The sequence below is a fragment of the Bradyrhizobium sp. genome (genome assembly GCF_049581145.1).
GTDB lineage: Bacteria > Pseudomonadota > Alphaproteobacteria > Rhizobiales > Xanthobacteraceae > Bradyrhizobium.
The window spans coordinates 1-10,645 of the sequence record NZ_JBAURI010000694.1 but is presented as its reverse complement, the minus strand read 5'-3'; the positions used below and the strand labels follow the sequence as shown (position 1 = coordinate 10,645).

Below are 10,645 nucleotides of genomic sequence, written 5' to 3'. Positions count from 1 at the left end.
AGCGGCGGCATGGACTCAACCGTTGCCGTTACAAAGGCGAGGCCGGGATGCAGCGTTGGGTCGGCCTCGGCGTCATCGCCGACAACCTCATCAACATCGGCCGAGCGATGGAAAAGCGGCCTGCCCGATAAATCAATCCGCGATCACCATCAGGCTTTGCCAAAACCCCCGCCGGTCGCCCCTGGCGGGTTTTGCGTTGCTGCGCACCCTTGCGCATTCGTCGCAAAGCCCCGATTTTGCGCCGGAAAGTAGCTAGGAGAGGCGCGATGGAGACCGTTACGATTCACACCGCAAAGACGACCCTGTCTCAGCTTCTGGCGCGTGTCGAAGCGGGTGAGGAGATTATCCTGGCGTGCGGCAAGGAGCCGATCGCCAAACTCGTGCCTTTCCAACCGCAGCAGCCCAAGCGCCGGTTCGGGGCGCTGCACGGCATCATCAGCATCGGACCGGAATTTTCCGACCCCTTGCCGGAGCAGGAGCTGGCAGCGTGGGAATAGCAGCATGCAGCTGCTGCTCGATACACACGCCCTGCTCTGGTGGCTTGCTGGCGACGACGCGCTCTCTGCGGCTGCGCGAACTGCAATAGCAGACGAGGACAACGGCATGTTCATCAGCGCCGCGTTAACATGGGAAATAGCGGCGAAGCATCGCATCGGCAAATTGCCCGGCATTGCCGCTGTCATCGCCGATCTCGACCGAGTGATCGCCGATCAGGGCTTCATCGGCCTGCCGATGAGCTTTCGGCATGGGCGGGTGGCGGGCACTTTGCCGGGCCCTCACCGCGACCCGTTCGACCGAATGCTGATCGCCCAGGCGATGCTGGAAAATCTCGTGCTCGTTTCCAGTGAGCAGCCCTTCGACGCCTATGGCGTCGCACGATTCTGGTAGGCAGCAGCGCTGTCTGAAATCCCGTCGCTTCAAGCGCGTCGTTTCAAGCCCGCACGCCGCGGCAAACCACGGTTCGCTCGAGGGCATCCAGGATGAGATCGAGCTTTTTTCCACGTCCTCTGCGAGAAAGCGCAAAACGAAATAACCATTCTCCTGGAGTAACTGGTCTTTTCTGCGATCTCGCCGGTAGGCGTCGACATTTCCGAGATGGTGCGAGCCGTCCAATTCGATGGCCACGCGACAGATTGGGCACAGCAGGTCGACTTCCATTCGGTCCCAACCGTCAAACGCAATCGGCAGCTCAACATCGAGCCTGAAGCGCCCCGCCATCCTCGGCAGCGTTTCCAGCCGGCGATAGAGAAATGCCTCAGTTGCACTCCTCCCGGCAGCCGCCAGGACGTCGACACCGAACATCGTGATGGAAGGTGGGTTACGCTTCAGCCGTCATTCTGACGGCCGAAGCTAACCCGCCCTACCGAGCTCTTCGACCGCGACGGCCGCCAACAGGTCTTCGCGAAAGCCGCTGACGCAAGACCCCGTTTGTGTCAGAAGGTGGGGCGCGACTTCACCGGCCGCCCCATCAGCGAGTGTCGAACATGCCCCCGCCGAAACCGCCCGCGTTCGAAACCCTGAGCCTGCATGCCGGCCAGCATCCCGATCCCACGACCGGCGCCCGCGCCGTGCCGATCTATCAAACGACGTCCTACGTCTTTCAGGATTCGGAGCATGCGGCCGCGCTGTTCAATCTGGAGCGCGCCGGGCACATCTACACCCGCATTTCCAACCCGACCACCGCCGTGCTCGAAGAGCGGCTCGCGGCGCTCGAGGGCGGCGTCGGCGCGATCTGCACCGCCAGCGGCATGGCGGCGATGCACCTCGCCATCGCCACGCTGCTCAATGCCGGCGATCACATCGTCGCCTCGGCCTCGCTCTATGGCGGCAGCATCAACCTGCTCGCCCACACCCTGCCCCGTTTCGGCATCACGACGACCTTCGTCAAGCCACGCGATCTCGAGGCGTTCCGGCAGGCGATCACGTCGCGGACGAGGCTCGTGATCGGCGAGACCATCGGCAACCCCGGGCTTGAAGTGCTCGACATTCCCAAGGTCGCGGAGATCGCGCATCAGGCCGCGATCCCGCTATTGATCGACAACACCTTTGCGACGCCCTATCTCAGCCGCCCCATCGAGTTCGGCGCCGACATCGTGATGAACTCGGCCACCAAATGGCTGGGCGGGCACGGCATCGCGATCGGCGGCGTGATCGTGGACGGCGGCGGCTTCGACTGGCGCGCCTCCGGCAAATTCCCGGTGCTGACCGAGCCCTATGCCGGCTACCATGGGCTGGTTTTCGACGAGCAGTTCGGGTCCGCCGCCTTCATCATGCGCGCCCGCACCGAAGGCCTGCGCGATTTCGGCGCCTGCCTGTCACCGACCAACGCGTTTCAGTTGCTGCAGGGGATCGAGACACTGGCGGTCCGGATGGACCGGCACATCCAGAACACCGCCGTCGTGCTCGATTTCCTCAGAGCGAACAAGGCCGTCGACTGGGTGTTGCACCCATCGCTGGAGAGCCATCCGGACTACCAGCTTGCCAAGCAGTTGCTGCCGCGCGGCGCCGGCTCGATCGTCTCTTTCGGCATCAAGGGTGGCCGCGCCGCCGGCAAGAAATTCATCGAGTCGTTGCGCCTGATCAGCCATCTCGCCAATGTCGGCGACGCCAAGACGCTGGTCATTCACCCCGCCAGCACCACGCATCAGCAGATGGACGCCGCGCAACTCGCCGCCGCCGGCATCGGCGAGGAACTGGTGCGGCTGTCGGTCGGCATCGAGTCGGCCCAGGACATCACCGATGATCTCGCACAGGCGCTGCGCGCCTCGCAGAAGGTTTGAGCCATGGAGCTGACAGTCAATGGCCGTCAGGCGTTTGTCGCGACCGGCGGCCGGGATTTCGATGCATCGCTGCCGGCCGTGGTCTTCCTGCACGGCGCCGGCTTCGATCACACGGCATGGGCGCTGCATAGCCGCTGGTTCGCGTATCACGGATTCGCGGTGCTTGCGCCGGACCTGCCGGGTCACGGGCGTTCGGCAGGCCCCGCGCTCGCCAGCATCGCCGAAATGGCCGACTGGACCGCCGCTCTGCTCGGCTCGGCCAGCGCGACAAAGGCGCATCTCATCGGCCATTCCATGGGATCGCTGATCGCGCTCGAAACAGCGGCACGCATCCGGAAAGAATATCGGCGCTCAGCCTGATCGGGACGGCCGCCACCATGAGTGTCGGCCCCGACTTGCTCAAGGCCGCTGAAGCGAACGACCAGGCCGCCATCGACATGGTTTCGATCTGGGGCTTGGGCTTCAACGCCGAACTGGGTGGAAGCCAGGCTCCTGGCCTGTGGATGCATGGCGAAGCGCAACGCACGCTGCAGCATTGCAAGCCCGGCGTGCTGTTCAGCGATCTGGCCGCCTGCAACTCCTATCAGGACGCGCTCACGGCAGCAGCGCGGATCACGGTCCCGACCACGCTGATCCTCGGCGAGCGCGACATGATGACGCCGGCAAAGGCCGGCAAGGCGCTGGCGGCGGCGATCCCGCATTCCCGAACAGCAGTTCTACCCGGCGCCGGCCATATGGTGATGGCCGAACGTCCCGACGAACTGCTCGCGGCGCTGAGAAATTGACCGCTCGGAGCATTTTCCGGAAAGGTCGACACCGGCTTTCCGAAAGAAAATGCGACCAAAAGGGACAGCTGGTCCTGCTGCGTCATCTATGGTTTCGTCATGGCCGGGCTTGTCCCGGCCATCCACGACTTGCTTCATTCGGAACGAAAGTAAGTCATGGATGCCCGGGACAAGCCCGGGCATGACGAGCGAGTGGGTGTTGAAACGAATCCAACACGACGCCTTGTCGGCTGGTGACGCAGTGGTAATAGAGCGCTTTCCGATTCAAATCGGAACGCGCTCCTGCCGCGGTCAATGCTTGTGAAACACCAGCGTGCGCAGCTCGATGCTCTCGCGCGGCGGCGCGTCGGCCGGCGTCGTGGGATCGACGAACGCCGTATGCGGCCCAAATCGCGTCCGGCCATCGATGGCGGAATCGTAGCACTTCAGCAGCAGTGCCTCATCGGCCGTCATTTCCGGGAAATAGAACCAGCGGTGGTCGGGATTATACTTCACCGAATAGGTCTCGCCGCGCCGATTGGGATAGATCAGGTCGGAGGCGACGAGATCATCGGGAGCAACGGTGCGGCCATCGCACATGGCCAGCGGCGCATCGCGCAACGGTCCCCGGATCGGCCGCCAGAGATTGATGACCTGCACGCGGCCCTTGAGAAGCTCGTCCGCTTCATCGGGCAGATGCTCGCGAACGCGGTTCGCTCCCGACACGGCGGTCTGATCGACGTGGACGCGGGTTGCCGGCTGTCGCGGGCCCACGCCGCGGATGTCGGATGCGCCTTCCACCCGCCTGCGAACGGTATGGTCGAAGATGACCACGCGGTCCGCCTTCAGCGTCGCCCCGATGAACGCTTCCGCTGCGGGATAATACACGTTCTTGACTTCGCGATCGTCGTAGAAGTTGCTCACCCGGGTCGGGTGACGAACCAGCGCAAAGCCCTCACGATCCAGTGAGATATTTTCGGCGATCAGGCGCGCATCGAAAATCGGAACCTGATGCGGCTCCGGCAGGGCGGTCGACTTCGGCTCCCCCGGCGGCGGATCGAAGGCGTAGGTTCTCGGTCTTCCCGGGGTCGGCGCGAGATAATTCAGTTCGGCGGTCACGAAGGGAAGCGATTCGATTCTTGTTTCTTGAAGGCCCATGGCAAATCTCCGGACGCTGCTGGCTCTTTCAACTTGGGCGAGGCCATCTCATTGGCAAGCCGTCTCGTTGAAATAGCAACGTTGCCATTCCTGCAGACCGCCGATCGGAAACAAATTTACCCAAGGCGGCATCGGCGCGGATCGATGTTCTCGCCTCACGGTTACTTGATCGCCGACAGAAGGCGCGGAAAGTCGGAGATTGATCGGCCCGCGCCGTCCGCGATGGCCTCGGCGAACTGGACGGCCGCGCCTCACGGCTTGGGCTGGCGCTCCTCGCCGGCCGGCGCCGCCGGCGGGAATACGCTCTCGTAATTCGCGCGGGCTTCCCGAATCAGCCGGGCTCGTTCGAGGTCGGATTTGGAGATAAATCGTATGACTTCACCCATTTGTCCTCCAAAGCAGCGATGCGGCTCCGGCATGAGATGCGAACATTGTGCCAAGCTGATCTGACGAGGGCGTAAACAGTCGCCCCGTACGTTTCCGGGGCTCGCCGACGCGGGTCTGGCCGACTCGCGCCGTGAACACGCTTCGTGCGCGGTGTTCCGAAGAAACCGGCGCGAAGCCATTTTGCCCCGGGGCGAAAACGGCAGGAAACACGCGGCGGTCATGGTGCCGCCCGGCAGCGATCCGATGCATGGCATGAGATCGGCGCGGCCGATGGCAAGCGAAAGGATTTCCAGTGAGCGTTATTGCCGAACGCCTTTTTCAACGATGTTCGGCCGGATGATGCCGGATGCGCTGGAGAAACCGAAAGACGAGGCGCCGAAGACGACGCGCAGGCCGAACGGGCGTGAAGGGAAGATCTGCAGCCTATCGAGTGGATTGAACGGAAGCATCGTCAAGGACGCCCGGCCGTGATCCGCCGGACCTCAGCCTTCGAGTTCGATTCCGTTCTCCTCGCACCAGTCGCGCAGCGCGTGCTCGGTGCGTTCGCGCTCGAACGCATACCAGCGCTCCAGCGCTTTCGTTCGGATCAGCAAGGCGCGGAAGTTCCGGTAGGCCCCGCTCCTGCTGAAGATGGAGCGGACCTCGTCGAGCTCGTCGGGCAGGTGTTCACTGGCAAAGTCCAACGCCAATGGCTTGCCAAGATCGAGCTCGCCCTTGTCGGGGATCGCGAGATATTGTTCGTCATCCTCGGCGTCATCGGGCAGCTCGTCCATTTGGTCCAGGTCGCTGAAATCGGAGCGCCAATAGATCTTGCCGGAGCTCCGGCACAGAACAGCCGTATTGCCGCCGACGTCGCCACTCGAGACAAATTCGAACGCCAACACGATATCCTGGAAGCTGACGGGCATGGTCTCGTGCCGGAAAATCCTTGCGGCCACTACTGCGTGGCGGAGCCGCATCGAGATCAGGATTCCGGCGAGACGCTCGCTTGTCAACCATCCGCTGAGGCGCGATCTTCTGCGTCCCCTTGGGGAACCTCCCCGATCGGCGCCCGGTCGATCACCCTTCCGGCTGGTGCCTTCGGGTGATCGCCACCTGCGCCGCCTGCGCGTAGAGGCCCGAGATCAAATCGAGATGGGTGCTGGCGGTTTCCGACTTCGCGGCCCAGCCGTCGAGCGCGTCGAGCATCGGCGGCAAGGTCTGGGCGCGCAACGCGGCGTAGGCTTCGGTCACCGCATGTCCGGTCGCGGTTGCCCGATAGCGGGTTTCCTTGCGCGACGAACTTCCCTCGGTCTCGATCAGGCCGGCGCGAACCAGTTTGCGCGTGGCGTATTGCAGGTTCGGGACATCGACGCGGTTGAGCAATTGCCCGACCTCGGACAACCGCTTCGGCTCGTCGCCCATCCGCACCACGTTGAGCACGGCGACGTCGTCGCCGGTCAGCGGCACGTCGCAGACGGCGGCAAGACAGGCCGCCTTCCAGCGATAATAGGCCTGCGCCAGCCGCTCCAGCCTGAATTCGAAATCGGACAGCTGCCGCTCGGTCTCGGTGCGCGCGAGATGCCAGCCGCCCGGCCGCTCGGCGATCGCCGACGGCTTCTTCGCCTTGGCGCCGTCGGCGGTCCTGTTGCGGGCGGTCTTTCGGGTCGTCTTCAAAGCGGTCTCCTGCGGTCGCGCGCTCACGGCGTAGGCAAGCCCTGCCCAATCTATGCTATTTACATCTGGGAATCTTACATTAAAAATTCAAGTAAGAAAACACGATGAAGCGGTCCGGCCGTGACGGTGGTTTCGGGTTGCTCGAGGCGGAGGTCGACAGGATGGCGGGACACGAGATGGCGGGACAGTGGATCGATATCGCCGCAGCCGATGGCGGCAGCTTCAAGGGATATCTGGCCATCCCGGCTTCGGGATCGGGCCCCGGCATCCTGCTGCTGCAGGAGATCTTCGGCGTCAACGCCTCGATGCGCGAGGTCGCGGACTACTATGCCGAGGAAGGTTACGTCGTGCTGGCACCGGATCTGTTCTGGCGCCTGGAGCCCGGCATCGAGCTCGGCTATTCCGAGGCCGACTTCAACAAGGCGTTCGGCTATTACCAGCGCTTCGACGCCAATCAATCGATCAAGGACGCCGCCGACGCGCTGAAGGTGCTGCGCGCGCGGCCCGAATGCAAGGGCAAGGTCGGCGCGCTCGGCTTCTGTCTCGGCGGCAAGCTCGCCTATCTCGCTGCTGCCCGCACCGATATCGATTGCGCGGTCTCCTATTATGGCGTCGGCATCGAGGCCGATATCGGCGAGGCCGCGAACATCAAGGGCCCGATCGTGTTCCACTTCGCCGAGCTCGACAAGTTCGCACCGGCCGAGGCGCGCGAGCAGATCAAGGCCGGCTTCGCCGGACGGCCCGACGCCGAGTTCTATCTCTATCCGGGCTGCGACCACGCCTTCGCGGCGCCGGAGCGCGCAAGCTTCAACAAGCCGGCGACCCTGATGGCGCATTCACGCTCGATCGCGCTGTTCCGGAAAGTCCTGGGTCCACATTACGATCTCTCGGCGCTGTGGGACCGTCATACCGAACTGGAATTCGGCGTGCGCTCGGCCGAGGCGACGATGGGGACGATGGTGGCGGAGCCCTATGTCAACCACATTCCGACCATGACCGGCGGCGTCGGCTATCGCGACCTGCTGCGCTTCTACGCCAACCATTTCATTCCGAAGACGCCAAAGGATACCAAGCTGATCCCGATCTCGCGCACCATCGGCGCCGATCGCGTCGTCGACGAGATGCTGTTCTGCTTCACCCACGATATCGAGATCGACTGGATGCTGCCCGGCGTGGCGCCGACCGGCAAATATGTCGAGATCCCGCTGGTCGCGATCGTCCGCTTCCGCGGCGACAAGCTCTACAATGAACACATCTACTGGGACCAGGCTTCCGTGCTGGTGCAGATCGGGCTGCTCGATCCGGCATCGCTGCCGGTGGCCGGCGTCGAGACCGCCAAGAAGCTGGTCGACGAGGAGCTGCCGTCGAACACGCTGATGGCGCGCTGGTCAGAGAGCGCGCCGCAGGCCGCCGAATAGATCGCCTTCATTCAACGGCGCCCGCTCGGGGGCGCCGTTCTCGCATGTGGAGTATGGGTTATGGGGTCTTCCGTGCTGTCTCGTCGTCACGTCCTGCAGCTTGCCGGCGCCGCCGCCTTGCCGCTCTCCTCCGGTGTGTTCGGCGGCCGCGTGGCGCAAGCCGCCGACGCGAAAACGCTCACCATCGCCTACAACGTCGATCTGCCCTCGTTCGATCCGACCGTCGGCGTGTCGGCGGTCAATCCGACGCTGCAGTCGATCTATCAGTCGGTGTTCGATCCCTATATCGGCCAGGCGCCTGATCTGTCGTTCAAGCCCGGCCTGCTGACGAAATGGGACTGGAACGCCGATCGCAGCAAGATCACGCTGGAGCTGCGCAAGCGAGCAACCTGGCACGACGGTTCGCCGGTCACGCCCGACGACATCGTCTGGTCGCTGCAGCGCGCCGGCGATCCGAAGAGCGGCAATCCGATCCAGTTCGTCTGGTCCAAGATCGGCAACTTCAAGGCCGACGGCAACACCATCACCGCCGACGTCCTCGAATTCGAGCCGACCATCTTCAAATGGATGGCGTTCCTGACCGGCTACGTGCTGCCGAAGGCCTATTACGAGAAGGTCGGCGCCGACGGTTTCGAGAAGGCGCCGATCGGCTCCGGCCCCTACAAGGTCGACGCCTTCGAGCGCAATGCGTTCCTCAGGCTCAAGGCGCATCCGGGCTATTGGGGACCGAAACCCGCCTTCGAGACCGTGGTGTTCAAGTTCGTCACCGATCCCACCAGCCGCGTTGCCGAGATCGAGTCGGGCGGATCGGACGTCACCTTCGAGATCCCGTATGAGGAGTTCGATCGGCTGAAGACGAAGCCGGCCCTCGTCGGGCAGACCAAGCCGGTGTCTGATATCGCGATGATCTTCATCACCGATGTCGATCCGATGCTGGACCGCAATGTCCGCCTCGCCGCCAGTCATGCGATCGACAAGAAGGCGATCGTCGACCGGCTGTTGAAGGGCTACGGCGTTCCGATCGCCACCCTGGAAGCGCCGGGCTATGCTGCCTTCGATCCTTCGATCAAGGTCGCCTACGATCCGGGGCTGGCGAAGAGTCTCTTGGCCAAGAGCGGCTACTCGCCGGAAAAGCCGGTCAAGTTCACCATCCAGACCACGCGCGGCTTCAAGCCGAAGGATTACGAGATGATCGAGGCGATCGTCGGGATGTGGCGCAAGGTGGGCATCGAGGCCAATATCGAGGTCTACGAGATCGCGAAGCATTTCGAGTTGCGCGCCGCCCACAAGCTGGCGCCGGCCGCGTTCTACAACTGGGGCAACGCGATCGGCGATCCCTCCACCTCGACCGGCTTTGCGATGTTCGGCCCCTCGCCGCACTGCGCATGGAAGGGCAAGGATCTGGTCGAGCGCATCGGGCCCTTGTGGGGCGAAAAGGACGAGGCCAAGCGGATTGCCGGCTACAAGGCCGTCGATAAATACATCGCCGAGGAAGGCGAGGTCATCCCGCTGTTCCAATATGTGCAGCCGATCATCCACAAGAAGGGGCTGAAGGTCGTCGCGCAGTCCAACGGCATGATCCTGCCGCAACTGATCACGCCGGCATAAACGACGTCAGACAAGGCGACCCAAGCAATGCGCTGGGGCGAGATCATCCGACGGCTCGTCCTCATCCCGCCCACGCTGTTCGGCGTGGCGGTGATCGTGTTCGTACTGCTGCGCGTAGTGCCCGGCGATCCCATCGCCATGATGATTCCACCGGGCGCCGCGCCTGCCGACATCGCAAGGCTGCGGGCGTTCTACGGGCTCGACCAGCCGATCCCGCAGCAATTCATCACCTGGCTCGGTCAGGCGTTGCGCGGTGATTTCGGCCGTTCGATCAGCGTCCATCAAAGCGTGTTCGAGCTGGTGCTGGCACGCTTTCCGGCGACGCTCGAACTGGCGCTGGTCGCGGTGCTGATCGCGGTCGGCCTCGGTCTGACCGTCGCCATGACCGGCATCCTGCTGCGCGGCAAACGCGCGGAATGGCTGGTCGACAGCGGCGTCGGCGTCCTGCTCGCCATCCCGGATTTTCTCTGGGCCCTGATCCTGCTGATATTGTTCGGTGTCCTGATCCCGCTATTGCCGATATCGGGCCGCATCGATCCGGACATCGACGTCAGCTTTCACAGCAATTTCTATCTGCTCGAAAGCCTCGTGACCGGGCGCATCGACATCGCCTATGCGTTGTTGCATCACATGATCCTGCCGGCACTGGCGCTCGCTTTGCCCTTCGCGGCGTTGCTGGCGCGGATCCTGAAAGCATCGCTGGCCGAGGCCGAGGACCAGGACTATGCGCAGATCGCCCGCACCCGCGGCTTTTCACGCCCCGAAATCCTGCTGCGCGAAGTGTTTCCCAACGCGTTGATCCCCACCGTTGCGCTCGGCGGCGTGCAGGTCACGCTGCTGCTCGGCGGCACCGTGCTGGTCGAGCGCATCTTCT

General features: G+C 63.6%; 11 protein-coding genes and 2 pseudogenes. 8 read left to right on the top strand and 5 right to left on the bottom strand.

What is annotated here, in order from left to right; translation table 11 throughout:
* The first annotated feature begins 266 nt into the window (after positions 1–266).
* On the top strand, positions 267–497 hold the full coding sequence (locus tag WCB02_RS22655; protein WP_423961611.1) for a type II toxin-antitoxin system Phd/YefM family antitoxin: 231 nt from the start codon (positions 267–269) through the stop codon (positions 495–497).
* Positions 498–501: 4 nt separating this feature from the next.
* Positions 502–888 carry a type II toxin-antitoxin system VapC family toxin gene (locus WCB02_RS22650; protein WP_423961610.1) on the top strand — a complete coding sequence of 129 codons (387 nt, stop codon included), beginning with the start codon at positions 502–504 and terminating at the stop codon, positions 886–888.
* A 117-nt stretch (positions 889–1,005) separates the two neighbouring features.
* Here the strand turns inward: WCB02_RS22650 and WCB02_RS22645 are convergent.
* Positions 1,006–1,158 (bottom strand): annotated as a pseudogene (locus WCB02_RS22645) (DUF559 domain-containing protein); the annotation flags it as partial.
* Positions 1,159–1,484: 326 nt separating this feature from the next.
* Between WCB02_RS22645 and WCB02_RS22640 the strand changes: the two are divergent.
* The gene (locus tag WCB02_RS22640) at positions 1,485–2,780 is read left to right on the top strand and encodes an O-acetylhomoserine aminocarboxypropyltransferase (protein ID WP_423961609.1); all 1,296 of its coding nucleotides are present in this window, start codon (positions 1,485–1,487) and stop codon (positions 2,778–2,780) included.
* 3 nt (positions 2,781–2,783) lie between these two features.
* Positions 2,784–3,565: pseudogene (locus WCB02_RS22635) on the top strand (alpha/beta fold hydrolase).
* 291 nt (positions 3,566–3,856) lie between these two features.
* Here WCB02_RS22635 and WCB02_RS22630 read toward each other — a convergent pair.
* Both WCB02_RS22630 and WCB02_RS22625 read right to left on the bottom strand, forming a co-directional pair.
* Complete coding sequence (locus WCB02_RS22630) at positions 3,857–4,702, bottom strand: CmcJ/NvfI family oxidoreductase (protein ID WP_423961607.1); 846 nt, start codon at positions 4,700–4,702, stop codon at positions 3,857–3,859.
* Between the two features lie 251 nt (positions 4,703–4,953).
* Positions 4,954–5,088, bottom strand: coding sequence for a hypothetical protein (locus WCB02_RS22625; RefSeq protein ID WP_423961606.1), 135 nt, complete (start codon positions 5,086–5,088; stop codon positions 4,954–4,956).
* Between the two features lie 220 nt (positions 5,089–5,308).
* On the opposite strand from WCB02_RS22625, the gene WCB02_RS22620 reads away from it, so the two are divergent.
* The gene (locus tag WCB02_RS22620) at positions 5,309–5,560 is read left to right on the top strand and encodes a hypothetical protein (protein ID WP_423961604.1); all 252 of its coding nucleotides are present in this window, start codon (positions 5,309–5,311) and stop codon (positions 5,558–5,560) included.
* Between the two features lie 11 nt (positions 5,561–5,571).
* Here the strand turns inward: WCB02_RS22620 and WCB02_RS22615 are convergent, their stop codons facing one another.
* Positions 5,572–6,084, bottom strand: coding sequence for a UPF0158 family protein (locus WCB02_RS22615; RefSeq protein WP_423961603.1), 513 nt, complete (start codon positions 6,082–6,084; stop codon positions 5,572–5,574).
* Between the two features lie 64 nt (positions 6,085–6,148).
* Complete coding sequence (locus WCB02_RS22610; protein ID WP_423961601.1) at positions 6,149–6,745, bottom strand: helix-turn-helix domain-containing protein; 597 nt, start codon at positions 6,743–6,745, stop codon at positions 6,149–6,151.
* A 161-nt stretch (positions 6,746–6,906) separates the two neighbouring features.
* On the opposite strand from WCB02_RS22610, the gene WCB02_RS22605 reads away from it, so the two are divergent.
* The 3 genes from WCB02_RS22605 to WCB02_RS22595 form a co-directional block, all read left to right on the top strand.
* Complete coding sequence (locus tag WCB02_RS22605; RefSeq protein ID WP_423961613.1) at positions 6,907–8,163, top strand: dienelactone hydrolase family protein; 1,257 nt, start codon at positions 6,907–6,909, stop codon at positions 8,161–8,163.
* A gap of 60 nt (positions 8,164–8,223) precedes the next feature.
* A complete protein-coding gene (locus WCB02_RS22600) occupies positions 8,224–9,771 on the top strand; it encodes an ABC transporter substrate-binding protein (protein WP_423961599.1) in 1,548 nt (515 codons plus the stop codon).
* Between the two features lie 27 nt (positions 9,772–9,798).
* On the top strand, positions 9,799–10,645 hold an 847-nt coding region (locus tag WCB02_RS22595), incomplete at its 3' end, for an ABC transporter permease (RefSeq protein WP_423961597.1).